24 protein-coding genes are annotated in these 24,505 nt (G+C 48.5%); 11 read left to right on the top strand and 13 right to left on the bottom strand.

All coding sequences use genetic code 11. From position 1 onward, the window contains the following. The first annotated feature begins 338 nt into the window (after positions 1–338). The 4 genes from PN498_RS16730 to PN498_RS16715 all read left to right on the top strand — a co-directional run bounded on the left by PN498_RS16730 (position 339) and on the right by PN498_RS16715 (position 3,677). Positions 339–1,589 carry an RpoD/SigA family RNA polymerase sigma factor gene (locus PN498_RS16730; protein WP_272064093.1) on the top strand — a complete coding sequence of 417 codons (1,251 nt, stop codon included), beginning with the start codon at positions 339–341 and terminating at the stop codon, positions 1,587–1,589. Positions 1,590–1,687: 98 nt separating this feature from the next. Continuing rightward, positions 1,688–2,953, top strand: a complete 1,266-nt coding sequence (locus PN498_RS16725) for a glucosyl-3-phosphoglycerate synthase (protein ID WP_272064092.1) — start codon at positions 1,688–1,690, stop codon at positions 2,951–2,953. Between the two features lie 122 nt (positions 2,954–3,075). Continuing rightward, positions 3,076–3,465, top strand: a complete 390-nt coding sequence (locus PN498_RS16720) for a RidA family protein (protein ID WP_272064091.1) — start codon at positions 3,076–3,078, stop codon at positions 3,463–3,465. Continuing rightward, positions 3,447–3,677 carry a VOC family protein gene (locus PN498_RS16715; RefSeq protein WP_272064090.1) on the top strand — a complete coding sequence of 77 codons (231 nt, stop codon included), beginning with the start codon at positions 3,447–3,449 and terminating at the stop codon, positions 3,675–3,677. Before PN498_RS16720 ends, PN498_RS16715 begins: the two co-directional genes overlap by 19 nt. A 19-nt stretch (positions 3,678–3,696) precedes the next feature. On the opposite strand, the gene PN498_RS16710 is transcribed toward PN498_RS16715, so the two are convergent. Further along, positions 3,697–4,110, bottom strand: coding sequence for a Fur family transcriptional regulator (locus tag PN498_RS16710; RefSeq protein ID WP_272064089.1), 414 nt, complete (start codon positions 4,108–4,110; stop codon positions 3,697–3,699). An 81-nt stretch (positions 4,111–4,191) separates the two neighbouring features. Between PN498_RS16710 and purS the strand changes: the two genes are divergently transcribed. The 3 genes from purS to purF all read left to right on the top strand — a co-directional run bounded on the left by purS (position 4,192) and on the right by purF (position 7,077). Continuing rightward, positions 4,192–4,467 carry a phosphoribosylformylglycinamidine synthase subunit PurS gene (gene purS / locus PN498_RS16705; RefSeq protein ID WP_272064088.1) on the top strand — a complete coding sequence of 92 codons (276 nt, stop codon included), beginning with the start codon at positions 4,192–4,194 and terminating at the stop codon, positions 4,465–4,467. A gap of 44 nt (positions 4,468–4,511) precedes the next feature. Beyond that, a complete protein-coding gene (gene purQ, locus PN498_RS16700; RefSeq protein WP_272064087.1) occupies positions 4,512–5,210 on the top strand; it encodes a phosphoribosylformylglycinamidine synthase subunit PurQ in 699 nt (232 codons plus the stop codon). A 349-nt stretch (positions 5,211–5,559) separates the two neighbouring features. Beyond that, entirely contained in the window at positions 5,560–7,077 is a 1,518-nt protein-coding gene (gene purF / locus PN498_RS16695; RefSeq protein WP_272064086.1) for an amidophosphoribosyltransferase, read from the top strand. 104 nt (positions 7,078–7,181) lie between these two features. Here purF and PN498_RS16690 read toward each other — a convergent pair whose 3' ends face one another. Beyond that, positions 7,182–8,105 carry a right-handed parallel beta-helix repeat-containing protein gene (locus PN498_RS16690; RefSeq protein ID WP_272064085.1) on the bottom strand — a complete coding sequence of 308 codons (924 nt, stop codon included), beginning with the start codon at positions 8,103–8,105 and terminating at the stop codon, positions 7,182–7,184. Positions 8,106–8,283: 178 nt separating this feature from the next. On the opposite strand from PN498_RS16690, the gene PN498_RS16685 reads away from it, so the two are divergent. Beyond that, a complete protein-coding gene (locus PN498_RS16685) occupies positions 8,284–10,338 on the top strand; it encodes a hypothetical protein (protein ID WP_272064084.1) in 2,055 nt (684 codons plus the stop codon). Between the two features lie 582 nt (positions 10,339–10,920). Here PN498_RS16685 and PN498_RS16680 read toward each other — a convergent pair. From PN498_RS16680 to PN498_RS16640, 9 genes are all read right to left on the bottom strand, one after another. Next, positions 10,921–11,529 (bottom strand): hypothetical protein, encoded by a 609-nt coding sequence (locus PN498_RS16680; protein ID WP_272064083.1) that lies wholly within the window; start codon positions 11,527–11,529, stop codon positions 10,921–10,923. A gap of 168 nt (positions 11,530–11,697) precedes the next feature. Then, positions 11,698–12,066, bottom strand: coding sequence for a glyoxalase superfamily protein (locus PN498_RS16675; RefSeq protein ID WP_272064081.1), 369 nt, complete (start codon positions 12,064–12,066; stop codon positions 11,698–11,700). A 92-nt stretch (positions 12,067–12,158) separates the two neighbouring features. After that, a complete protein-coding gene (locus PN498_RS16670) occupies positions 12,159–12,401 on the bottom strand; it encodes a hypothetical protein (RefSeq protein ID WP_272064080.1) in 243 nt (80 codons plus the stop codon). A 6-nt stretch (positions 12,402–12,407) separates the two neighbouring features. Next, positions 12,408–12,854 carry a hypothetical protein gene (locus PN498_RS16665; protein WP_272064079.1) on the bottom strand — a complete coding sequence of 149 codons (447 nt, stop codon included), beginning with the start codon at positions 12,852–12,854 and terminating at the stop codon, positions 12,408–12,410. A gap of 46 nt (positions 12,855–12,900) precedes the next feature. After that, positions 12,901–13,083, bottom strand: coding sequence for a hypothetical protein (locus PN498_RS16660; RefSeq protein ID WP_272064078.1), 183 nt, complete (start codon positions 13,081–13,083; stop codon positions 12,901–12,903). A gap of 37 nt (positions 13,084–13,120) precedes the next feature. Next, complete coding sequence (locus tag PN498_RS16655) at positions 13,121–13,834, bottom strand: phycobilisome rod-core linker polypeptide (RefSeq protein ID WP_272064076.1); 714 nt, start codon at positions 13,832–13,834, stop codon at positions 13,121–13,123. A 492-nt stretch (positions 13,835–14,326) separates the two neighbouring features. Continuing rightward, positions 14,327–15,889: a chlorophyll a/b binding light-harvesting protein gene (locus PN498_RS16650; protein ID WP_272064074.1), complete on the bottom strand. Its 1,563-nt coding sequence runs from the start codon at positions 15,887–15,889 to the stop codon at positions 14,327–14,329. Further along, positions 15,886–16,926 (bottom strand): chlorophyll a/b binding light-harvesting protein, encoded by a 1,041-nt coding sequence (locus PN498_RS16645; RefSeq protein ID WP_272064072.1) that lies wholly within the window; start codon positions 16,924–16,926, stop codon positions 15,886–15,888. Before PN498_RS16645 ends, PN498_RS16650 begins: the two co-directional genes overlap by 4 nt. 350 nt (positions 16,927–17,276) lie before the next feature. Further along, positions 17,277–18,341, bottom strand: coding sequence for a chlorophyll a/b binding light-harvesting protein (locus PN498_RS16640; protein WP_272064071.1), 1,065 nt, complete (start codon positions 18,339–18,341; stop codon positions 17,277–17,279). Positions 18,342–18,882: 541 nt separating this feature from the next. On the opposite strand from PN498_RS16640, the gene PN498_RS16635 reads away from it, so the two are divergent. Continuing rightward, positions 18,883–19,626 carry an alpha/beta fold hydrolase gene (locus PN498_RS16635; protein WP_272064070.1) on the top strand — a complete coding sequence of 248 codons (744 nt, stop codon included), beginning with the start codon at positions 18,883–18,885 and terminating at the stop codon, positions 19,624–19,626. 107 nt (positions 19,627–19,733) lie between these two features. Further along, on the top strand, positions 19,734–20,690 hold the full coding sequence (locus PN498_RS16630) for an NAD(P)/FAD-dependent oxidoreductase (protein WP_272064069.1): 957 nt from the start codon (positions 19,734–19,736) through the stop codon (positions 20,688–20,690). A 747-nt stretch (positions 20,691–21,437) separates the two neighbouring features. On the opposite strand, the gene fldA is transcribed toward PN498_RS16630, so the two are convergent. Both fldA and PN498_RS16620 read right to left on the bottom strand, forming a co-directional pair. Then, positions 21,438–21,950, bottom strand: a complete 513-nt coding sequence (gene fldA / locus PN498_RS16625) for a flavodoxin FldA (RefSeq protein WP_272064068.1) — start codon at positions 21,948–21,950, stop codon at positions 21,438–21,440. 535 nt (positions 21,951–22,485) lie between these two features. Continuing rightward, on the bottom strand, positions 22,486–23,526 hold the full coding sequence (locus PN498_RS16620; RefSeq protein ID WP_272064067.1) for a class I fructose-bisphosphate aldolase: 1,041 nt from the start codon (positions 23,524–23,526) through the stop codon (positions 22,486–22,488). A gap of 285 nt (positions 23,527–23,811) precedes the next feature. On the opposite strand from PN498_RS16620, the gene PN498_RS16615 reads away from it, so the two are divergent. After that, positions 23,812–24,267: a hypothetical protein gene (locus PN498_RS16615; RefSeq protein WP_272064066.1), complete on the top strand. Its 456-nt coding sequence runs from the start codon at positions 23,812–23,814 to the stop codon at positions 24,265–24,267. Positions 24,268–24,505 lie beyond the last annotated feature (238 nt).

Here is a 24,505-nt window from a genome sequence, read left to right as displayed (position 1 = left end):
GACCGAATTGAAGCGTCAGTTCCATAATTGCGATATCTATAAACTTTCGGCACCGCCGCAAAGTCATGACTCAAATCCTGATATTCACAGTACCCGCTTCTTCCGATCAACATCTCACTTTAATGGTTACACCAGGAAAAAAAGTTAGCATTTTTGGGCAACTACCGCTATCCTTTCATAGCAACCTAAATCCTTAAGGTTTTCCTTATAACCCTGAGAAAAAAGCAAAGGATTTCACAAGTGGTAACAATTCCCGAAAAACGTTACATCGGACCAAAGCTGCCCAATCCCTTGGCATGGCGATCGTTGATCCGTTTTTGAAATATTAATTTTCTAAAATGGGTTGCTATTTTGTATGTAATTCGAGTATAAACGCCTCAAAAGCAAGGTCTTTAGACGCCCATATTATTCCTATGGAAGCCCTCTTTATTTCTACAGAAACTGATCCCGAAACTTTGGCTCATATCGGCCTGGCTGACGATGAGCTCGAAACTTCTACCGCTGAAGATCAGTCCATTGATTCATCTCCGCAACCTCAAAAAGAGGATACTTCTTGGGGTGATGATGGTGAGGTATCTGTGCAGTTCTCAGCCAAAGAGTCCCTGGCAGAACTTGGACTTCCAGGCTACCAGAAAACAATTACCGACGATGCCGTTGGGGCCTTCTTTAAAGAGATGGCTCGTTACCCTCTCCTCAAGCCCGCCGAAGAAATCGAACTCGCTCGTCAGGTCAGATTTCTAGGAGAAATTGAAGAACTTCAAGAAACCTGGATCGAAGAGAAGGGAACTAAACCAACTTTGAGCGAAATCGCCAATGCTTTTAAATTGACAGAGGCTCAATTTAGGCAGAAGCTTTATCATGGACGTGCTGCAAAACGCAGGATGATCCGCTCTAATCTGAGACTGGTCGTATCAATTGCAAAGCGATATCTTAACCGAGGCGTACCGTTTTTAGACCTGATTCAAGAGGGAGCTTTAGGTCTTAATCGGGCAACTGAGAAGTTTGATCCAGACAAAGGATATAAATTTTCGACCTATGCTTATTGGTGGATTCGGCAGGGTATTACGCGCACGATCGCGAATGATGCTCGAACCATTCGCTTACCCATTCATATTGTTGAAAAGCTCAATAAGCTGAAGAAGGCTCACCGCGAATTGCGTCGTGAATTGCAGCGCAACCCAACGGAAGCAGAGCTTGCAAAAGCATTGGATATGGCTCCTGATCAGCTCCGGAGTCTACAACAGGTTCGCCGTCGATCTTTGTCTCTAAATCACCGCGTTGGGAAAGGCGAAGATACTGAGCTAATGGAGCTTTTAGAAGATGGAAATACCCAAACTCCAGAAGCCAAAATTAGCGAATCAATGATGCGCAATGAAATCACGAGCGTTCTTTCTGAAGTCTTAACGGAACGTGAAAAAGATATCATCACATTGCGCTACGGTTTAACGACAGGAGAGACTCATACGTTAGAAGAAGTTGGAGGAATGTTTAATCTTTCTCGGGAGCGGGTGCGCCAAATTCAGACTAAGGCAATGCGTAAGTTGCGTAGACCTCAAGTTGCTTCTCGTTTAAAGGGATGGTTGCGCTAGTCGAGACCCAGTGATGCACACTATGCAGTAGCCTGACGAACAGACCTCGCTCCCAAAAGCTTTAATGATGATCATGCAGTGTAGAGGGGGGAGGTTTTGTGGACTACAAACAAGATCTCATTACAACAATCCATGATCTGGGTTGTGATATTGAGCGTTTAGACAATCATCTTACTGAGGTTAGTCAATCGTTACCAACAGCCGTTTTAATTCCTTCTTTATATGACGAGTTAAAACGCCCTGCACTCACTCAAATTCGCAACCATTTAGTGCATTGTCGTTTTGTCAACACGGTTGTTATTAGCCTCTACGCCGAATCAATCGAGCAATATCGCAAAGCAGTTGAGTTCTTTAGTCCACTTCCACAACCCACTTACGTCCTCTGGGAGAACGGTACACGCATTACTAACTTGCTCATCAAGCTACAAGAGTTGGGCCTTGATCTGATGCAGCATCGGGGTAAAGGGAGAGCAGTCTGGTTAGGGTTGGGTATTGCTTCGTTGGAAGCGAAGGCGATCGCTTTTCATGACGCCGACATTGTGACTTACGACAAAACCTATCCCCTCAAACTTCTATTTCCATTGTTAGAGCGGGAGTTTGGGATTGCCTTCAGCAAAGCTTATTACGCCCGACTCAGTAGCCATCCTTGCAAAATGCATGGGCGAGTCACTCGTTTATTTGTGACGCCCCTGCTTACATCGTTGATGGAATTGTTTGGATATCGCGATTACCTGCGATATCTCAATTCATACCGCTATCCTCTATCGGGAGAATTTGCATTGACGAGCGATCTAGCCCTTAATACTCGCATTCCAGCTGATTGGGGCCTAGAAGTCGGTCTATTAGCCGAAGTCTATCGAAATGTCGCTCGAAAAAGAATTGCTCAAGTTGATTTGGGTATTTTTGAGCACAAGCATCAAGCCATCGGAAACGGCTCTGATCAAGGTTTGCAAAAGATGTGTCGCGACATTTTCAAGTCAGTCTTGCGAACGCTCACCGAGACAGAACAAGTCATCATTTCGAAAGATCACATCCGCGCGTTAGGGGTCAAATTTCGTCGTGAGGCTCAAAACCTAACGCGACAATATTTTGTTGACGCCCGCTTTAATGGAATTGAGTACGATCGCCATCAAGAGGAAGCGACTTTAGAAAGCTTCGAGAAAATCATTCTCCAGGCTGGAGAGGACTATCTCAGTGATGCTTCTGGAACTCAGATCCCCGACTGGACTAGAGCACTAGCCGTAATGCCTCACCTAAGAGAGCAATTGCGCGATGCCACCATAGCGGATATGGCTGATGCCAGAGAGCACAACGAACAGAGTGAGTCCAGCAAAACACCTTCTCTAACAGTCGTTCCGCAATAGAACAAGTCTCCTGACTTGAGGGATGGTCAATTTAGTTAGTCTTTTGTTTTCTATCTTTTGCTTTCTAAGATGGGATACACTCTGGGCTGAAGATAGTGCTTTACGAAGGATTTCGACAGGTTATGGATCGTAAAATCATTCAAACAGAGCAGGCTCCAGCCCCAGTAGGTCCTTACAATCAGGCGATTGTTGCCAGTGGATCACTGATGTTTGTGGCTGGGCAAATCCCGCTTGATCCAAAGACAGGTGAGCTAGTGGGTGGAGATGACGTGGGTGCTCAAACAGAGCAGGCGATCGCTAATCTCACGGCTATCCTCGAAGCGGGGGAAGCCACGTTAAGTAACGTCGTCAAAACATCCGTCTTTCTCAAAGACATGAAGGATTTTGCCGCAATGAACGCTGTATACGCCAAGTTCTTTGGTGAAGAGAGCGCTCCAGCACGAGCCTGTGTCGAGGTCGCTCGCCTGCCCAAAGACGTACGGGTTGAAATTGAATGTATTGCAGTTGTCTAGGCAGTGTTGCCGTTGGGAACTTTCAAGCGTCTTCTCAAGGGATCTATCTGACGTTTGTTGTTCCTGATGTAGACGACTGCCATGCTAAAGCACAGGCTATGAACGTTAAGATCTTGCAGCCACCCACTGACGAATTTTATGGGCAGCGACGCATGCTTCTCGTCGATCCGAACGGTGTCTTGATCGACATCTCGGCTCTCATTGCGTCTTAAGATTCGGTGGATGACGACATCACAGACTTGGTGCATCAGCCGCAGCGTCTTCTTTCGCCTGACAGCTGGGGCAAAGACCGAAAAACTCTAGCGTATGGTAATAGATTCGAAACTTGTGATGACTCTGTAGCTCATCTTCTAAATCATGAACCGGGCATTCGGTAATCAAAATGCTATTACCACAGCGCAAACAAGTCAGGTGGTGACGATCTTCCTGAGGCAGGCTATAGAGAGACTCGCCACTCGGCAACGTACGTACTTGCACCAAACCATCCACTTTGAGTGCGTCGAGGGAACGATACACCGTTGCCAAACCAATGGTGTATTCATGGTTGCGTAACTGGATATAGAGGTCCTGGGCCGACGTCGGCTGCATCAGTCCCTTCATCACCTTGAGAATGCGTTCTTGGTTCCGAGTTCTACGTTCGCCCATAACAGATACAACTACTGCTTTTCCTAGCTTAGTGCAGAGCAGGATAGGGTAGGATGAGAGGGTTTTCAAAGCGCGATCGCCATGCCCACCTACCAAGCTCAAATATACGTCACGCTACGGCCTTCTGTGCTGGACCCGGCAGGTACAGCAGTCCGCTCTGGACTTCACCACATGGGGTTTGAAACGGTAGATCAAGTCCGCATTGGCAAATACATTGAGTTGACCGTCGCGGCTGATAGCAAGGATCAGGCACATCAGCAATTGGACCAAATGTGCGACCAGCTTCTAACCAATCCTGTCATTGAAAACTATCGATTTGATCTTCAGACCCAGACTTCAGCACAAGTGCCTGTTTAGAGTCATGCACTATCTTTGAGAACCACATTGGGAAAAAGAGACTCATGAATGTCAGCGTCATTGTGTTTCCAGGAGCCAACTGCGATCGCGACGCCGCCTACGTCACTCGCGATCTATTGAGTCAACCGACCCAGATGGTTTGGCATGAGGACAGCGATTTACAAAACCCTGATCTTGTAATTGTGCCAGGGGGATTCAGTTACGGTGATTATTTGCGCTGTGGCGCGATCGCTCGTTTTTCACCCGCACTGCAATCCACCCTTGATCACGCTAACCGAGGGGGTCTGGTTTTGGGCATCTGCAATGGCTTTCAAATTTTGACCGAAGCCGGATTATTACCCGGAGCATTGGTTCGCAATCGAGACCTGCATTTTGTGTGCGATCGCGTTCCTCTGCGGGTTGAACGCACTGATTTAGTGTGGACACACCACTACACCCCCGATCAGATTATCACCTTGCCAATTGCCCATGGTGAAGGCTGTTATTACGCCGACAGAGACACCTTGAAATCCTTAGACGATAATCAACAAATTGTCTTCCGCTACAGCAACACAGCGGGTGAGATAACTAACATTGATAATCCCAACGGTTCTCTCAACGGCATTGCCGGTCTCTGTAATCGACAGGGCAACGTGTTAGGCATGATGCCCCACCCCGAACGAGCGTCTGATCCTTTATTAGGAAACACAGATGGACTCGCACTCTTCAAAAGCGTTCTCACTCAGCAGCTACAGATGGCCTAAGGATCAGATTATCCCTTGGGCCATGGTGTCTTTATAGAACCTCATGATCTAACCCGTTCATCAAGAGCAGCCCGAAGCTGGATTCACCCTGCCATCGTCATTTAGCCGGACTGTGATACCAGGCCACTAGCACAAGGGGGACGAATCCTTATTTCCCCCAAGGTGATAGTATTTGATTAATTAAGAATTTATTAAACGACAGGAAAGGTTTGGAAAACAGCCCTCGTCGCTTTAAAGTCTTACCCCCTATTATGGGGACTGAGGTTACCCTTAAAGCCGAGCTTTGAGTAGCCCGAATTTTGCATGCTGTTCCAGAAAATACTAGTCTTACTCGGAGCCGTCATTCAAGATGAATTTGCGATCGCCCTCTCCAGCAGCCAGCCAGCTACCGCTCACTGCTGAGGCTCCTCGCCCTGATAAACCCGAAGAAGCCTGCGGCGTTTTTGGGATTTATGCGCCCGAAGAAGACGTGGCAACACTCTCGTATTTTGGTCTCTTTGCCCTCCAGCATCGCGGTCAAGAATCTGCCGGAATTGCTTCTTTCGATCAGGGCAAGCTTCATGTGTATAAGCACATGGGGTTAGTCTCACAAGTTTTTGATGATTCGATATTAAGTCAATTACCGGGCCAGTATGCAGTAGGTCATACTCGCTACTCCACCACAGGTTCCAGCCACTTAGCTAATGCCCAGCCAGCGATCGCCCCTACTCACCTAGGGCAAATTGCTTTGGCGCATAACGGCAATGTTGTCAATGCAGCTGAATTAAAGGCAGAGCTTAATGCTAGCGGCCATAACTTTCTCAGTACGGCTGATACCGAGCTGATTGCCTGTGCTATGGCCGAGGCCGTAGACGAAGGTCATGGTTGGATCAATGGAGCAATTTCGGCTTTCAAGCGCTGTGAAGGAGCCTTCAGCCTCGTCATTGGAACGCCTGCTGGCATTATCGGTGCCCGCGATCCTCACGGTATTCGCCCGCTAGTACTGGGTGTTATTGGCGATCTGCCAGATCAACCGGATGGTCCTGCCAATTATGTGCTTTCTTCTGAAACCTGTGGTCTTGACATCATCGGTGCTCACTACATCAGAGATATTCAGCCCGGCGAACTGGTTTGGATTACTGATTCTGGATTAACGTCCATTCAATGGGACAACCAAGCTGAGCGCAAGCTGTGTGTCTTTGAGATGATTTATTTCTCGCGGCCCGATAGTGTTGTCAACGAAGAGACTTTGTATAGCTATCGTCTACGGCTGGGGAAAGAATTAGCCCAAGAGGCACCAGCCGATGTGGATCTAATTATGGCCGTGCCGGACTCGGGCGTACCTGCGGCGATCGGATTTTCTCAGGCATCGCATATTCCTTATGCCGAGGGCTTGATTAAGAATCGCTATGTTGGGCGAACGTTCATTCAACCGACTCAGTCCATGCGGGAAGTCGGTATTCGCATGAAACTGAACCCCCTCAAAGATGTGTTGGAAGGTAAGCGAGTGCTGATTGTGGATGACTCGATTGTTCGAGGCACAACCAGCTACAAAATTGTGAAGGCGTTGCGTGAGGCAGGGGCAACAGAGGTTCACATGCGGATCTCCTCCCCTCCTGTGACACATCCTTGTTTTTTCGGCATTGATACAGACGATCAGGATCAGCTGATTGCTGCCAACATGTCGGTGGCGGAAATTTCTAAGAAAATCGGCGTTGACTCTTTGGCTTATCTCAGTTGGGAAGGCATGCTTAAGGCAACTGAACAAGACCCGAATTCTTTCTGTTCTGCCTGCTTTACGGGAGATTATCCTTTGGAAATTCCTGATCCGTACAAGCGATCAAAGCTGAAATTTGAGGATCCGAAGCCTACGGCAGCTCCGGTTTAAGCGTTTTTGGTGCCAAGGTGCATACTGTACCTTGGCAAAGCATGAGAGGTGCATTGCCGCCAATCATCTTGTTGATAAGCAATGCCGACCTTTCAACATGCCCTTTAACTCACGGGACAAAAGGGTGATAGGTGTTCAGGTTCGGCGGGGTATAGAGCACCGCCAAAGGTGTTGTTTGCTAATACGGTATCGGTAACGGCGATCGCCCCTTCAGCCGAGGCCAAATAAGCAATGGAATTGTCATACACTTGGCAGTCTTGCATCTGTATGCCAGCGCTTTCCCACACGTAGAACAGGTAGTGTGGAATGGCATAGTCCAAAAAGTCACTGGAATTGTCATGAACTAGACAGTTAGAGAAGGCAACCTGACTGCATTCATTTAGGTTAATCATTGACAAGCCAGCATTGTCGAACAGCTGACAGTTCTCAAATGCTAGGTTTTGCCCTTGATTGATGCATACCATGCCATAGGTGCAGTCACGAATAATGGTCTCCCGACAGGTGAGGTTAATCAATCTAGCGGCTTCAATACCATAAGTGCCGCTGCCATACAGAACGCAGCGATTGACCGCAACGTCTGTACAATCACTGAAACTCAGGACCGCTCCTTGGCAGTAACCTAAATCCTTCGTGTGAGCGAGTTCCAGGTTCTCTAAGGTGAGATTGCGACAGTTCTTAAATTTGAGGACATCTGCATAGCGAGGTCGCGTGAGGACTCGTGACAGCGTGTTGTCTTTGCCAACAATGGTCAGGTTGTCGACGCCGGAAATGACCAGTTCGTATCCGTCATAGGCTTCTTGAACAACGGCATAGGAATTCTGGCGTCCCAGGCTCAGTTCAGACAGCACTAAACTTCCAGGCGCAACTTCAAGCGTCCGATTCGGTCCAATCGCACCAACAAATTCGGCTGTTGTATTCACTTGAATCAAGGCTTCCGCCCGAACTTGCTGCTGGATTTTCAACGCCAAAGCAGTGCCTGCTGTGGTGACCAAACCCGCCTGTATAAACCATCTTCGCGATCGCGTCATTGTTCTTGAACTCCCTATTGCTTTCAGTAACCCCTGAATTAGCCCATCAAAATTAACACTTCGGCAAAAACAACCGCTTTAATCACTAAGAAAATGAAAGATGAAGTGAGACAAGTGAGCCACAGTGTGAGTCAGCATATCGTGTCATATCGCTTACGATTAGCATGGTGATTTAACGATGCCAATGTCTCCATTAACACTCTCGGCTACGACCCTTATTCCAGGCCCCACCACACAACACTTCATGTTTGGAGAACGGGCTTTACTGCTGATGTTTCGAGGAGGTGGGGGATTACTGGGTTCACTGTTAGGGTCTGACGAATCCGGCGTTGATGTACTGAACACCCGTCTACAAATGGCTTTCCCAGACTATTACTGGACAAGTCAGGTGTTTGACTCGTTTGAAGGCAACATCTTTGATTTCAACGAAATCGGTAGCACTCAAGGCAATGCTTTCATCGATCAATCGGGTAAATTCGGAGCCCTGGGACTCATCGGTTACAGCGCGGGCGGGTTGTCATCCATTCGTATTGCTAATGCTCAAGCGCCCCAAACCGTAGATTTGCTAGTGCAAATTGATTCCTATGATCCGCTGACGGGCAAGAGTCCAGAAGATGAGGTGCTGCCAGATAACGTTGAGAAAGGCATTAACTACTATCAAAACGCGAACAACTTCAATTTCTTTCGTCCAGACTTCGAGCTATTTGATTTGCAAGGTGCCAAAACTGTGGAGGGGTCCGAAAATATCAACGCTGAAGAGTTTTTAGATGATCCTTCAATCACCCACCTAAACATCGATGTGAATGCTGAACTGCAGACCGAAATTCTGTCCAACATTGAAGAATTTGTCCTGCAAGACCTGACTTTTGATGCCGCCAATCAATTGGTGCTCGAAGGCGGTGCTCAGTTCGTCAACAATATTCTATCTCTGTCATCGGGAACTGCTTCTGCACCTGGACGATCGCTCATTGCTCAACCGCTAACTGTCACACCTGACTTCTCATTCAACAGTCAATTTGAATTTCGCTTAGACCCGACAACAGCGATTCTGCCTGGCTTCTCCTTCGTGATTCACCCTGACGATGCGGAGCAGTCCGGTTCTCCCTTAGAAATTGCCTTGAGTCCGTCATCCTCTACAGATTCTTTGTTAGACGACAATACGATCGCAATCCTCACCCCCAACACAGCCCCAGCACTCGTCGATCAAGCGATCGCCCCCTTCGATTTGGACAGCAACCTCCCACTCACCGCCTGGGTAGATTATGACGGACTCACCGACCAGCTCTCGGTCTTTCTTAGCGATACCCTCATACAACCCAATAGTCCTGTATTAGCAACTGAGCTGGACCTGTTTGAACTGGTTGGGTCGGAGGCGCAGTTCGGCTTTCAGGCAACCGTGAGTGACGATGATCGACAAGCTGACATCCTCACCTGGCAGCTTCAGACCACCGAAAATGACCTCCCTGCTCCCAATGTGGTCCCAGACACCTATCTCAACTTAGGTCTGACTCAGCGGACGGCGAGTCAGTGGTTAGGATTTGATCTCCCCTTCTTCGCCTTCGAGGTAGGTGGACTTGACTTTTCAACCTTGTTTGATGAAGCCTTCTATTTACAATTCAACCCAGATGTTTTGACCAGTCTGACGACTGGCAATTTCCTTTCCGGCTACGATCACTTCACTCAAATCGGCTGGCTAGAAGGACGCGCCCCTAGCAGCCTTTATGACGAAGCCTTTTACTTAGCGGCTAATCCTGACGTTGAACAAGCCATTGATGACGGCTTACTTGCAAGTGGATTCGAGCATTTTGTTCAGTCAGGGCACCTGGAAGAACGGAATCCCAGTGCGCTGTTTAATCAAGGCGTTTACTCGTCTGAAAATGCTGATGTCATGGAGGCGATCGCCCAAGGAGACATCCTTAGTGCTTTTGAACATTACATTGAACACGGAGCCGCCGAAGGTCGCAATCCCCAGCAATTGCTTTTTCAGGAAGATTACTATCTCACTCAATATCCTGATGTTGCCACTGCTGTCATAGAGGGAGCCTTCGCGGACGGCTTTGACCACTACTTATCAGTGGGTTGTCGAGAAGGCCGCAACCCCAGCTCATTCTTTGACGAGGCCCAATATCTCTCGCTAAATTCTGATGTTGCTACGGCTGTAGACATGGATGCTTTCGTCTGTGGGTGGCAACATTATCTGCTTCACGGACGATTCGAAGGGCGATCGCGTTAACCGGGTCACGAAAATAACTTTGGCCATCCCATGCAGCAACAGCCATAGCCGTCCTAAATCTATAGCAATGTACAAGTGCGACCAATACCCCTATAGTCCCTGTCACCTACTCCCTCGACTTTCTACACCGATCACCTATTCCTTCTTTAGACTGCTTATACCCGTCTGCCCTAGCTACATGAGTAAGACTGTATACTCCACCATTGGTACCAATTTTTATGTTTTGAATCATACCGACATCCCAGAGGTGCTTCAGTTAACTTAAATATGTCGGCAAAAAAAAAACCGATAGGACTCCCGTGTCCCCATCGGTTTCTGTGTGTTCCCTGTAGATGACTCGGCTAGAGTTGAGTCTCTATCAGTATCTTCAACGAATCGGTTTTTGCTTAGGATACCTGTCACGCTACTCGGTGAGAATGATCACCTAAATTGCCTGCGTATATTAGTGTCTGGTGCAGCTAACTATGCCATGTCACTTAGGAATGAATGAATTTTAAGTTCTCACTTTTCAGTTTTGAATGATTGAGCCATCGGCGAATCCAAAGCTCAAAGTTGATACTTAAATAAGTTTCCGTTCCTTAGCTATGGAGTCTCTGCGATCGCTCCGGCCCCATAGACAGTGTCCCAAGCCATGACGGTTACCTGACCAATTTCGCTATCAATTATTTCGCCGCTTTCACTGACCAGTCGAATTCTGACATCATCATCCGGCGCTGTTTGCAAGGCAGCCGCCAAGTTTTCATCCACAGCAAAGGTACTGCCCTCGCCCGAAACCTGAAAGACCTCATCCTCAATTTTGATAAACAGCTGAGTAATGTTTCTAGCATTGCTGAATTCTGAGCAGCCACGACCCACAGCGACCCCAGACGGTTGACTCAAGCAGTCTTGATCGCGAACGATGGATAATACTCGAATAAAATCCTTAGTCCAAAGACTTTGCACCTCAATCCGAACATCAGTATTGAGAAAGCGCTCATGAAAAGAGTGTCGATCAAAGACTCCAATAAAACTCCCTTCAAACGGGCCGTCAATTTGAACAGCTTCGGACCACGGCAAGTCTGGGTTAGTCCCTAACGCAGCAGACTCAACAATCTTCATATCAGAGTCCGTATCAGTGGCAGCGATCGCAAATGGGGTGCTAGCCGATATCCAAAGGACCGTACCTAAACAGAGCATCAGCTGCCTTAACATGGCTTACCTCAACTTTCGGACTGAGCTGTTACTGGGGGCATCATTTCGACAATAACATAACGATCAAGAGCCCATGCTTGAACACTCCATAGCTTCAGTAGTGTTGCTTGTTCTCAAGCGCCCCACTCATAACTTAGATTCGGACCTAGATTGAGATATCCAACTGACTTAAGTGCTAATAGCATTGGTAAACGTTAACCGATTGCCGAAAGGATCACTGAGGGACATATCCCGACTCCCCCAAGGGGTGTCTTCAATACCGGGTCGAGCATACTGATAGTCTCTCGCAAGGAGTTCTGCATGAAAGCTCTCAAGCTCATCCGTCTCAATTCGCATCGCTGAGCCTGGGCTACAGTCTCCATGATGCTCCGACAAATGAAGTCGACAGTCGCCTCTTGAAACTTGCAAGTACAGCGGCATATTTGGACCAAACCGATGTTCCCAATCAACTGCGAAGCCCAAAAAATCAACGTAAAACTCTCTCGCCTTAACCTCATCAAAAATCCGCAGAATGGGTGTCGTTTTGGCAAACCCCATGTCAGCAACCCTCTTCTTTCAAACTACGGCAACGATCGTACTTACATAGAGTAGTACTAATAGACTACAGGAGCAATCCCACTAATCTGTTGTTAGAGTGCGCTAGCAAATGACCCATCTGGACGAATCGTTAACGTGAGTGAACCAATGGCGACGGGGTAGCGACAATCCGCTGCCATCACAGTTTTGATGCTGACAGGCATAACACTGTGTGGTGGAAACGCCCACCATTCACCATTGCGACAGAAGGGATCGCTATAGCCGTAAGCTTCGCACCACTGTTGACAAACGCTCCGAGTCGCGGCGGCCAGATTGGGATATTGGGGAATCGTCATAGGTCGTTAGAACGGCGATCGCTCGGGTCGAAAATCTGCCGCGATTGCCTGCACAATCGCAACCCTGCCATAGCGGGGGTCAATCTCAAGTCCCAAGACTCGGACTTGATGCTGTATACCGCCCGATTTCTGGACGGTATACAGCGCGGTATCTCCCGCTGCCAGAGACAAACTCATGTCAAAAATGGGCTTGCGCTGCTCTTGAGGCAGGAACTCGTCTTCCCCTAGAGCCAGCACCGCTTGATTTTGAAAAGACAATTGTCCGTCGTGGGTCAGAATTGCCGTTGGCGTTGCATCATGGTCACACCAGCTTACCGCCAAGAACCACCGAGCATCAGCAATGCGGTCAAACACTCGTTCGGGCCGAGGATGTTGCAGCACACGATAGCCTCCCTCTGTTGAGAGAATCGTTCCACCTAGAAATCCACAGGCAACCGTGATGGGTGAGGACATGACTGAACCAATAGGGTAAGAGGTAAGCGGTGAGATATCACATGGATTAGATAGTCGCTTTGAAGGCGATCGCCATGGCCGTTGTCATAAAGCCAATCATGGCAAAACGACCGCTCCAAAGCTCAGCCTTACGCGACAAACTAAGAGGCCGGACTTCAGCCTCTTCTATTACAGCGTTTTCTGTTGAAATTGAAGTTTCTTCTACAGTCTTGTTAGAAAGCATTTCCATTCCTGAGTCTCCAAATTGTCTACACCTAAAAATTGGGTTAGTGAGGCGAAGCCACCAAAACTAACGTCGCAACGAGTAATGCTGCCGCTGCTGTTGGCACCAGCAATAGCACTCTGCGATAGACCGCAGCGCTACGATCAATGACACCGTTATCAAACCTTCTGAGTTGGCCAGATTGATAAAGTTGACCGAGATGATTGGCATCGTAGCGAGCCATTCGAGCAAAAGGCATTTCTCCAGAATCTCGTTGAGGCAAAATTCGTCGCCGTTGATAGGGGACGGTATTCTCACCAAAGAATCTGATGTACTCTTCAGTGGCTAACAACTCATCGACAAAACCCTGAAGTCCTTTCGTCGCCAATACAATCGACCAGGCTAGCTTCTCCTGTTGGTTATAAACAGGTCGCCCCAGGACTCGCTGAATACACAATTCAACAAATCGGTAATTGCTATTCGTCTCATAATTCAAGCGCCGAAACGAATCGGATAACAACAGCTTGCGAATGAAATCCCGCATCGTGATTTGTCCATTTCGCAACTGAGATTCCAGCGTAACCTGACGATGGGCTGCAATCTGCTGCTGCTCATTGAAAATCTGTCGATAGGCCGCCCGGATAATGTCATCCATCTCCATTTCTGTCGGCAAGTCATCCAGCGTGTATTGTCGAGGCTGCTCATCTCCGGGCATCTCAAAGCCGTCAACGCGCTGATTTTGACTTGAAAGAGGGTAGTTGAGTAAAGGAATAGCCATGTTTTTCTTAAATGCAGCAATTAGCTAAACGAAGAAACAAACCAAGAAAGATAGAGCCTTGGCCATCTAGTACACGACGGCTGAGATAGGCTCACTATTCAAAACATTGGGAAAGCTTATCCGCTCTAGTTTTGAATTCTGTAGAGCTTTGCTCTTCTCGTTCGCCTTGGCGTTCTCGAAGAGACAAGTATTTCGCATTTTGAATTCCGCGTAGCGGTACTAGACTCGTGTCCCGTAGCATCCGGGTGCTTGGTTGATAGGCAGATGGTTCGCCGTCTTGTCCTTATGGAACTAGCAACAGCGATAAAAACAGGACTGACGCAGGCGAAACTGGCTTTTGGCCCGCTTAATCCCCAAATGCAAGAAAGTCGAATTCAACGTCCTTAGAGTTAGGGGAGGCAACAGAGCCATGCATCAGTCCTATCAAAGAATTAAGCGAGCGCTGCCACCCAATTTTCTCCACATACCGATATAGCACCGGACGTATTGGGCTTAGACAATACCTGCCCGTCCAATTTCAAACAGAATGAAGCAGGCAAAAATGACGCCGCCCAGACCACCCACCAGGAAGCCCGAGGTAAATAGGCTCCAATCACGGTAGGTTTGAATGTTCTCAGGTAAATCACCTCTAGGTTTAGTCCGGCCTTGGAAAACCGCTCCGCCATAGATAAAAAGGCAAACGCTGAGAATGACGACTAATCCAGATGCACTACCCACTCCGGCAAGGAGAGCTTGGTCTGTATTTCTGAGGGGCCCCAGTTTTAGGAAGGGTCCCAACAATAAATAGCCGTGGGCCATCCCAATTTCTAGACCCCGAGTTGCGGGAGAAAGCCCGTCTCGATAGATGGGCAGGTTTTTGATCCAGGTCCGAGACAGGGGACTGGTTGCGATCGGGGTTGCCAGCATACCAATTTGCGGATCGCTCTTGGGCGGTTGAATAATGCCAGTGAACAACGGCTGGTTGTTGAACTGACTATCGCCGTAGATAGCACCAGGGTTGAACTTCATTTGGCTGAAGTTGTAGCCGGCGGCGATCGCCCGCGATCTCAATCCATGCCAAAAGTGCCCCGCTAATAGCAGACTGGCGAAAACAGCCTGAACCAGCATGAGCCAAGTGCGCGGCGTGATGATGCCGTTGACTCGGGTAGTCGCTACAGGACCGTAAAATACTTCTGGATATACGGTTCCGTTGACCCAAACAAAGAAAGCCGCGAAGAACCCCATATAGGCCAACGCCGCCTGACTGTAAGACAGGTATGCTTCCCCTGAATAGACAAATAGTCCCTTGGCCCAACGGGTTGGCTCAGTCTGAATGTGCCAAATGCCGCCCAGAACCAAGATGGCACCGATCCACAGGTGCCCCCCGACAACATCTTCCAAACTGTTGACCGCCGCCATACCTTTTAGGGTCCACCCTTCCGGGGTAATGCCGACTAAGTAGCCGAAGATTGTCAGCGGATTCAAAGTGGGTTGGGAGACTAGACGAACATCAGCGATCGCCGGATCAAACAGACCGCTAGCGTAGACGGCCTTAATAACCAGCAACAGCGCACCGATACCCAGCAAAACCAGGTGAATCCCCAGAATGGTGGTCATCTTGCGACCGTCGGCCCAGTCGTAACCAAAGCCTTTCTTGTCGAGCTTTTCGGGACCTAGAACGGCGTGATAAATGCCCCCGGCTCCCAAAACAGCGGAACTCACTAAGTGAACAGCACCGATCGCAAAATAGGGATACGTGTCAACCACGACACCATCAGCACCAACACCAATGCCTAAGGAAGCGAGATGAGGCAGTAAAATCAACCCCTGCTCATACATTGGGAGGCTAGGGTTAAAGCGAGACAATTCAAACAGTGTCATCGCTCCAGCCCAGAGTACGATCAGCCCTGCATGAGCAATGTGAGCACCGAGCAACTTGCCAGAGAGATCGACAAAGCGGAAATTACCGGCCCACCAAGAATAAGGATCGAGCGATTGGGAAACGTAGGTATTGGGATCCGCAGTATCGGTTGTAAAGCCTAGTGGCTTTAGCGGATTGGATTGAGTTACCGTCATGATAGGCTAGCCTCCCCCCGGGTTGATTCAGTCACCCGACCTTCGGTAAAGCTATAACCCGCTGCCCGTAGCGCATGAAAAATATGACCTTGCAAGAAAAAGAAACCCAACCAGAAATGAGCATTGGCTAACCACACGCGGTTAGTGGCAACGCCGTCTGGACTGAAGAAAACGGGAAAACGATTGAATTCAAGTCCTAGCGCTGGACCGAAAAACTCAGGAGGAAAGACGAGGGAGTTAACCGATACAAATAGGGTCGCCACAAATGCCATGAGGCTAACTGCACCAATGCTGTAAGACAGATATGCCTCACCCGACCAAACGAAAAGGTTCTTAGTCCACGCTAGAGGGCGAGTAGCCATATGCCAGATCCCCCCTAGGATTAAGACAACGCCGACCCAGATGTGTCCACCCACGACGTCTTCTAAATTATCCACACCCGCTATCCAAAAACGGCCTTCGGTGCCAAACAGATAGCCAAAAATGGTGGCTGGATTAAGGGTTGGGTTCGTGATCACTCGTACATCCTGAACCGTCGGATCATACAGGCCACCAAAGAACATAGCTTTTGCGACTAGCAGAAACGCACCAATCCCCAAAAGGGTTAGATGAATACCCAGAATGGTGGTCATTTTGTTGGTGTCATCCCAGCGATAGCCAAAGAACGGAAACTTGCTCTCTAGCTTTGCCGGACCTTTGAGGGAGTGAAAAATTCCTCCTGCCCCTAAAAAGGCAGAGCTAATGAGGTGCACCGCTCCGACAACAAAGTAAGGATAGGTGTCAACAATCTCTCCTCCAGGCCCGACTCCAAGTCCTAAGCGAGCCAAGTTAGGTAACAAAATTAGTCCCTGCTCATACATCGGCAGAGATGGATCGAATCGATCTAGTTCAAATAGAGTAATGGCTCCGGCCCAGAGCACAATTAGTCCCGCGTGGGCAACGTGCGCCCCTAGCAGCCTACCGGATAAGTCCGTCAACCGAGCGTTTCCCGCCCGGAAAGGAATATTGGTATTAACGTTATCAACCGCACTGGTCATTCAATCTCCTCCTTAATTTTGAACATTCGGATAGGAGCAAAGCATTCTTGAATCTGCTGTCAGACTTGTCTAAAACGCCAAGCCTGAAGACCTATACTGAGCATTTCGATACTCTCTATCAGCAGTAGCCGGCGGGTAGTAACCGATCTACCTGTAGAAATTTTGGTGTTGCTGAATGTGGGAATGAATTAATCGGATAGCTAACTTGGCATAGCCGCCTCAATCCGTCATTCTGAAGGACTTCAAGCAATCGCTCCCGGTGAGGGAGACACCATCATCCCGCTGATGAACAACGCCGAAATTCTGAGTCAGTCTTAAAAACAAAATGCCTCGCATCCGCGATCGCCCCACTAGCCTTCAGCGACTACATCCGGCTTGCGATTCGCCATGAAATCGAAGAAGGTCCCTTGAGTACTGCCGAGGGACACGCTCAAAGAGCGATAGGCATGCCAAAGATGTCCCAGCAGCGCCAGAAAACCTAGGGTGGCATGCACGCTAGCAAGAGCTGCCCGGATAGATTGCTCAGTCCCTCCAACGGGTCCATAAAAAACGCTAGGATAAGCAACCTCGTTTACAGAAACGAATACGGCGACGCTGAAACCCGCGATCGCCAACGCTCCTAAGCTGTAGGACAAATAGGCCTCTCCAGACCAAACTAGCCGCTGCTTCGCCCAGGTGAAAGGCTGCGTCAGGATGTGAAAGATGCCACCCCCAATACAGAGCAGCCCAACCCAGACGTGTCCACCAATGATGTCCTCTAGGTTATCGACACTCGCCATGCCCGTAATCGTCCAGCCGTTAGGACTAAAACCAAACAGGTAACCAAAAATACGTCCCGGATCAAGGTTGGGCTGCACGAGCCGTACTTGCTCAACTATTGGGTCGTAAACGCCACCGAAGCGAGTGGCTTTTAAAACCAACAAAAGCGCACCAACTCCTAGGAGAACAAGATGGATGCCGAGGATCGTGGTCATCTTTCTGCCATCTTCCCAGTCATAGCCGAAGCCTTTCGGGTTAAGCCTTTCAGGTCCGATGACTGCATGAAAAATACCACCAGCTCCCAGCACAGCAGAGCTGACAAGATGTACCATCGCGATCGCATAGTAGGGATAGGTATCCACGACCATGCCACCATCGGCAACACCAATACCGAGGGTTGCCAAATGGGGCAGCAAAATTAGATTCTGCTCATACATCGGCAGGCTGGGGTTAAACCGTGACAGCTCGAAGAGCGTCATTGCCCCAGCCCATAACACAATCAGCCCAGCATGGGCTACGTGGGCACCGAGTAAGCGCCCGGAGAGATCCTTGAAGCGGATATTCCCCGCTAGCAAGGGAGCGCCTACATCGGAAGTGGATTTAAGAGACCACCCCAGCGATCGCGTCAGGGGGGTCCAAAAAACTCCGTTCGTCATATCAACTCCTTTAGTCGAGTTGCAGAAATTAAGAGAACCACTGCAAAGTCAAGCGCTGAAGCCACCAAGGCACAACTCTTGCTCAAGCTTTATTGAATTGAATTCTCATTAATTAAAATCCACCATACATCAGAACATTTCTCAATAAGCAGATCATGAACTTATGTTGAGTTAGAAGAAGGCGACAAAGAGGGCTGTTAGCTACTATCGCAAGGCTTATTTTGAAGAGCGATCGCCAACCAATAGAGTTCCTCAAAGAACCCTTTGGAGGTGCTTATGCAAATTCTTGGGCTAAGTACAAGGGTTACATTTTGGAGTAATGTCTGCGGCAGAAATCAAAATAAATCCACAGCTCTAAACCCGTTGGCAAAACAGTTTTGGAAGAAACAGATGCAAACAAATCTCAGTTACTAGGGACTTAATGATATAGAATCTCAACTAATGCTTGCATTGATCTCAGGTGACTTAGTTACTGTTGCTATTGCTGCAATTGCTTAATCTAGCTTTTCGTTTTGTCGATATTGTTTCACCGCTAATTACCATGACTTACGTTCCTGATGCCCTGTGGATTGGCGTCAACCCTAGCTTGAGTCGATTCGACCAGCGCTTGTTTCGATTGCTCAACCGTCAGATCGAGATGCACTATTGGGGGTATTGTCAAACTGCGGATGAGCCTTGCTGCATGGAAACCGCTCTATCGCTCCTCCATGAGTATATGCAGCAGCACTCACAACCTATTCATTTGGTCGGTCATGGACTCAGCGGTGCGCTGGGATTAGTCTATGCTCGCTTGTATCCAACCCGTGTAAAGTCTTTAACTCTGCTGTCAGTCGGTGTCAATCCCACCGTTGGATGGCAGGCTCACTACTATGCGCTGAGAAATCTTCTACCGTGCGATCGCTACGTGATACTCCTACAGATGGTCGGCATGTTGTTTGGTCCTCACAGTGTTGCGAAGGCTAATGGACTCGTCAAACTGCTAGAAAAGGTTTTGGATACTGAGTTGTCTCCCCATTCTCTTGCAGACTGTGATGGCTTTTCTCAAGGCGGTATCCATTCGCCTCTGCTGATCTGTCATGGTGCCCATGATGCGGTTGTCGATCCGAAAGCACATTCTCGCTGGCAGCAATGGCTCCAGCCCGGCGATCGCCTTTGGACATGTCCCCAGGGCCGCCATTTTTTCCACGACACCCATGCGAAAAAAGTTAGCCCCATTGTTTTAGATTTTTGGCACCAAGCAGCATCCCCTCAAGTTCGGTTGCCCCTCATCGAACTCCTGTCCTAACCGTCTTAACCGCCTTAGCAACCCCTGTACTGTTCTAAGTTAAGCCCAAGATCTCACTACACGCTTGCTTTTAATTCGTTTTTGAATGCTGATTGGAGAACTACGTCGTGGATACTTTTGAATTTGATGTTGTGGTTATTGGTGGGGGACCCGCTGGGTGTACCTGTGCTCTCTACACATCACGAGCAGATCTCAAAACAGTCATTCTCGACAAAAATCCAGCAGTCGGGGCACTCGCGATTACCCATAAAATTGCCAATTATCCTGGTGTTCCGGGTGATGTGAGTGGTGAAGCGCTGCTAACAACGATGCGAGAGCAAGCGATCGCATTTGGCACAGACTATCGACGAGCCCAGGTTTTTGGTATCGAAGCATCTGGACCGCTCAAAACGGTTTACACCCCCGATGGCACCTTTACAGGACGAGCCTTAGTCCTGGCTACTGGGGCGATGGGTCGCACAGCGTCTTTCAAAGGGGAAGCCGAATTTTTGGGACGAGGCGTCAGCTACTGCGCGACGTGTGACGGTGCGTTCTATCGCGATCGCGAAGTCGCGGTGATTGGCTCTAACCCAGAGGCGATCGAAGAAGCCCATGTACTGACCAAGTTTGCGGCAAAAGTCCATTGGGTCACATTCAAGGATCCTGAGCCAGGAGATTACCCTGCCCAAGCTTTAGCAACAGCCCCTAACATCAAGCACTGGCAGCGATCGCGCCTCTTATCAATCCAAGGCAACGGCATGGGCGTTACTCATGTACAAATCAAAACTAAAGTAGACAAAGACCCAGTAGAGTTACCGGTGGAAGGCGTTTTTGTCTATCAAAATGGCTCAAAGCCGATTACAGATTTTCTGGGCGATCAGATTGCGCTTAACTCGACAGGTGGCGTTGTGGTTGATGAATTAATGGCAACCAACGTTGACGGCGTTTGGGCGGTCGGAGACATTCGTAATACTCCCTTTAAACAAGCTGTCGTAGCCGCAGGAGACGGCTGTATTGCAGCTATGGCGATTGATCGCTTCCTCAACAGCCGCAAGGGATTCCGCCCCGACTGGGACCATTCATAACGCCATTAACTGTGTTAGGTTCAAGTCTCTACGATTCAGCACTGTGAATTTGCCAATACCCTAAACACGAAGAGGCAAGCCTAATGAATACGATGTTGTGGTCTGGAGTAATCGGTTTTACTATTGCAATTTCATTGAATACGATTACGCTTGCCGCTTTTGACTCATCAACTGCTGAGTTCTTCTCTCCGAACTGGTGGAGCGCTTGGTTTCCCGCCTATGCAGTTTGGATTGTATTGGCGATAACCGGATTGGGCTTGAAGCTATCGAGATAGATTTCTTTGCCCTAACGATGGAAAGCACTGAACGTTTCATAACGGGTTACTAGCACCGCTACGCGGAATTCAAAATTTAGAATACTCTGCAAGAAGAGCAAAGCTCTACAAAACTAAGGCGGATAAGCTTCCCAGTGTTTTGATGGTGAGCCTATTTCTGCCGTGGAGTATTAGTACCGCTACGCGGAATTCAAAATTCAAAATTCAGAACTCAAAACTAAGGCAGATGCGCTTTCCCAGCATTATGAATAGTGAGAATATTTCTGCCGTGGAGTACTAGGTACATTAGCCTAAGCGGCTGAAGCTATAAAGGCGATCGCCCATTACCTTTGGCGATAGGAAAGCCGGCAGCTGAATACCGTAACCCAAGCATTCAACTGCCAGCCTAAATCTAGACTTTCGGAGGAGGCCTAGAAGCATGAAGGGTTGCTGCTAATGAGTGTGGCAATCATCATGACGCCACCAGCCACCGCTAAAGACTCATTTCCGACTTAATTTGGCCGCACCAAGTTTGAATGCGCTCTTCCGTTTTCTCAGACTCGTTGTCATCATCCAATGCCAGCCCACAGAATTTACCATCCCGTATCGCTTTAGAGTCGCTGTGTTCATAGCCATCGGCAGACCAGTAGCCCACTGTCTTACCCCCTAAGCCAACAATTTTCTCTTCCAAAATACCCATGGCATCCTGAAAGTTGTCGGCATAGCCGATCTGATCTCCGGTGCCGAAATAAGCAACCGTTTTGCCATTGAAGTCAACATCATCCAAATCATCAATAATGGCGTCCCAGTCGTCTTGGACCTCGCCAATATTCCACGTAGGACAGCCAATGATGAGGTAGTCGTATTCAGCTAAGTCCTCAGCACTCTTCTCACTAATATCGTGAAGATCAACAACTGAGTCCCCACCCAATGCTGCCTGAACCTGCTCAGCAGCATCTGCTGTTTTTCCAGTGGTGGAGCCGTAGAACAATCCAACTTTTGCCATGATAGTTAGCCGTTAAAACATTTCAAGTGTGCTGACAGTGCCTAGACACTGATGATGAAGCGGATATTGACTGCCTGCCGTAAACATAGCTTTAGCCACCGAGGCTAGAGCACCCAGCATTATCCGGGTGCTTAGCACATCACCAGATGGCTTGCCGTCTTGTCCTAACAGAACCTGCGACGGCTGTAACTAGTCGGGCTGATGAGTTCCTCGTGACCAACCATAGAATGAACAAATCTACAAACTTACAGATAAAATTCTTTCTCAATAAATTTGCAGAAAATTCCATCAATTGCTTGAGAAACCATCACAGAGAGCGAAAAAGTAGTGAGAGCCGCCTCAAATACATCCGCAGCTATTGAGGGTACTTCTCAATAGCTTTGATCAATATATCCTATCTGCTTCCTAATGAAAACCATTCCTGTTTATTAATTTTCCTTTTTTATTAGAACGAATAAAAAAACTCCTGAGAACGAGCCATTCTCAGGAGAGGTCTGCACTAAAAGGGATACCCAATCTTTTGGAGGAGACGGGGTTAGGCGATCGCCATTGCTTTCTCCATATCACTGGAGTACTCGCCAACACTCGCCGCACTATTGTATTGAGCGCGCGTCAGCAAACGCTTTTGAGCCTCATCAACCCGGCTTGCATCGCCAGCCCAATGGTCTAGCGCGGGCTGCTGAATAGCGCGAGCATAGGAGAACGTAACGGGCCAGGGACACTGCGAACCGAACAGTGAATTCATAGCGCTGAGGTGAGCAGAGGACTGTTCCATAGACTGTCCTCCAGAGAGGAAAGCAATCCCTGCAACACTAGCAGGAACGTTTTTCAATAAGCAGCTTATGGTTGCTTCTGCAACTGCCCCTACACTGGCTTGCTGAGCACAGGCTTTACCTGGAATCACCATACTGGGTTTCAGGATCATCTGGTCGTAGGCAACATTCTGGGTGTGGAGTTGGTTGAACACTTCATGGAGCGCCGCATCCGTTACGTGCCAACAGTGCTCCAAAGTATGATCGCCATCAATCAAAACTTCTGGCTCAACAATCGGCACTAGCCCGCCTTCCTGGCACAGGGCTGCATACCGCGCCAAAGCATGAGCATTGGCTTCAATACAGGCGCGACTTGGAATGGTGCTGCCGATGGTAATGACGGCCCGCCATTTTGCAAACCGAGCACCCATTTGGTAGTACTCCGCGATGCGATCGCGCAGCCCATCCAAACCTTCGGTCACTTTTTCGCCTGCATGACCGGCAAGATCTTTGGCACCAGTATCAACTTTGATCCCCGGAATCATGCCTGCATCTGCAATCACCTTTAAGAAAGGCACACCCTCCTGAGTATTCTGGCGGATCGTTTCGTCATACAGGATTGGACCACTGATGTATTCCGATAAACCAGGCGTTGTCAAAATAAGCTGCCGATAAGCTTGACGATATTCCTGAGTCGCTGGAATTCCCAACTTCTCGAACCGTTTGTTGCAAGTACCATTGCTCTCGTCCATCGCCAAAATACCCTTCCCTTTGGCAACCATGGCTTGAGCAGTGCCTTTCAGTTCTTGCACGTATGCACTCATGCAAACCTCCTAAAAATTTAGATTGCGTCATTTTACTTGCTTGTTGATATATACTCTCATTAAAGAGCCTTGTCAAATGGATGGTGCGTCATAAAAAAACGTCTCCATGAATAAACCGGTTAAAAACACGAGGCTCTTTTCCTTTGAATTTTTCCTTTAATTTCAAGACTTCTTGCTCTTTCTCTTTGGAAGAAATCTCAATTCTCAGAGAGCAGCATAGGACTCAAGCAATCGAAACATCTTTGATTTATTGAGAATTAGTTCAAACAATCCAATGGAGTTTTCATGAACGCAGCCAGTCAAGCCGTTACAGTCGAATTAACCAGTAAGATTGCTCATCTAGCTGTTCTCTTTCAAGCGGAATTTGCTAATGCGCGGGTCGATTTAAGTCCATGGCTAACCGACTCCGCAACCCAGCGCTACCTTGATCCTCGGTCGATTGATCTCAGCTTTTACTTTCCCAATCGGTATGTCGGATTAGAGTGTCGCTGTGTGCTGCTACAGGTTCATTTTTCTGAGGAACTCCTGGACCCCACGTGTCAGGTAACGTCAGTTGAGGCACACGGCTATGATCACAGTGAATCACAGTGGGCATTTTCAACCCATAGCGGAGAGTTTACGGGTCACTGCATCCCAGGGCAGGAACACCGGACCCGGCTCCGAGACGTCATCAATGAGATTTCTCGGTTATTCGAACACCCGCATCAGATTAAAACACGCTCGGATTACGAATTTTATTGAGTGGTAGCGCAGATCTATGAAATCGACCCATTCTGGCATTGGGGTAACGGCACTCGCTTAATCCGGCTGATGCTGAGGCAACTGCTGCCAATCATTTATCCACAAACTTTCATGCCAGAGGAAAACAACGCAAACAGACCTCAAGAACCACGCTAGCAACCATTGTGAGATCGCCTTGGCTTACACTATCGAGAGGTACGCAAACGGCTCGATAGGTGGCGTTGAGTACTCATGATTA

The sequence above is a fragment of the Oscillatoria sp. CS-180 genome (assembly GCF_028330965.1).
Lineage (GTDB): Bacteria > Cyanobacteriota > Cyanobacteriia > Phormidesmidales > Phormidesmidaceae > Halomicronema.
Note: the sequence above shows the minus strand (reverse complement) of the source record. Positions and strands in the feature narration are given on the sequence as shown.

Bases quoted from the DNA above. Each gene is read 5' to 3' on its own strand.
- PN498_RS16730 (WP_272064093.1), top strand. From the start codon at position 339: ATGGGTTGCTATTTTGTATGTAATTCGAGTATAAACGCCTCAAAAGCA.
- PN498_RS16720 (WP_272064091.1), top strand. From the start codon at position 3,076: ATGGATCGTAAAATCATTCAAACAGAGCAGGCTCCAGCCCCAGTAGGT.
- PN498_RS16715 (WP_272064090.1), top strand. From the start codon at position 3,447: ATGTATTGCAGTTGTCTAGGCAGTGTTGCCGTTGGGAACTTTCAAGCG.
- PN498_RS16710 (WP_272064089.1), bottom strand. From the start codon at position 4,110: ATGGGCGAACGTAGAACTCGGAACCAAGAACGCATTCTCAAGGTGATG.
- purS (WP_272064088.1), top strand. From the start codon at position 4,192: ATGCCCACCTACCAAGCTCAAATATACGTCACGCTACGGCCTTCTGTG.
- purQ (WP_272064087.1), top strand. From the start codon at position 4,512: ATGAATGTCAGCGTCATTGTGTTTCCAGGAGCCAACTGCGATCGCGAC.
- purF (WP_272064086.1), top strand. From the start codon at position 5,560: ATGAATTTGCGATCGCCCTCTCCAGCAGCCAGCCAGCTACCGCTCACT.
- PN498_RS16690 (WP_272064085.1), bottom strand. From the start codon at position 8,105: ATGACGCGATCGCGAAGATGGTTTATACAGGCGGGTTTGGTCACCACA.
- PN498_RS16685 (WP_272064084.1), top strand. From the start codon at position 8,284: ATGCCAATGTCTCCATTAACACTCTCGGCTACGACCCTTATTCCAGGC.
- PN498_RS16680 (WP_272064083.1), bottom strand. From the start codon at position 11,529: ATGTTAAGGCAGCTGATGCTCTGTTTAGGTACGGTCCTTTGGATATCG.
- PN498_RS16675 (WP_272064081.1), bottom strand. From the start codon at position 12,066: ATGGGGTTTGCCAAAACGACACCCATTCTGCGGATTTTTGATGAGGTT.
- PN498_RS16670 (WP_272064080.1), bottom strand. From the start codon at position 12,401: ATGACGATTCCCCAATATCCCAATCTGGCCGCCGCGACTCGGAGCGTT.
- PN498_RS16665 (WP_272064079.1), bottom strand. From the start codon at position 12,854: ATGTCCTCACCCATCACGGTTGCCTGTGGATTTCTAGGTGGAACGATT.
- PN498_RS16660 (WP_272064078.1), bottom strand. From the start codon at position 13,083: ATGGAAATGCTTTCTAACAAGACTGTAGAAGAAACTTCAATTTCAACA.
- PN498_RS16655 (WP_272064076.1), bottom strand. From the start codon at position 13,834: ATGGCTATTCCTTTACTCAACTACCCTCTTTCAAGTCAAAATCAGCGC.
- PN498_RS16650 (WP_272064074.1), bottom strand. From the start codon at position 15,889: ATGACGGTAACTCAATCCAATCCGCTAAAGCCACTAGGCTTTACAACC.
- PN498_RS16645 (WP_272064072.1), bottom strand. From the start codon at position 16,926: ATGACCAGTGCGGTTGATAACGTTAATACCAATATTCCTTTCCGGGCG.
- PN498_RS16640 (WP_272064071.1), bottom strand. From the start codon at position 18,341: ATGACGAACGGAGTTTTTTGGACCCCCCTGACGCGATCGCTGGGGTGG.
- PN498_RS16635 (WP_272064070.1), top strand. From the start codon at position 18,883: ATGACTTACGTTCCTGATGCCCTGTGGATTGGCGTCAACCCTAGCTTG.
- fldA (WP_272064068.1), bottom strand. From the start codon at position 21,950: ATGGCAAAAGTTGGATTGTTCTACGGCTCCACCACTGGAAAAACAGCA.
- PN498_RS16620 (WP_272064067.1), bottom strand. From the start codon at position 23,526: ATGAGTGCATACGTGCAAGAACTGAAAGGCACTGCTCAAGCCATGGTT.
- PN498_RS16615 (WP_272064066.1), top strand. From the start codon at position 23,812: ATGAACGCAGCCAGTCAAGCCGTTACAGTCGAATTAACCAGTAAGATT.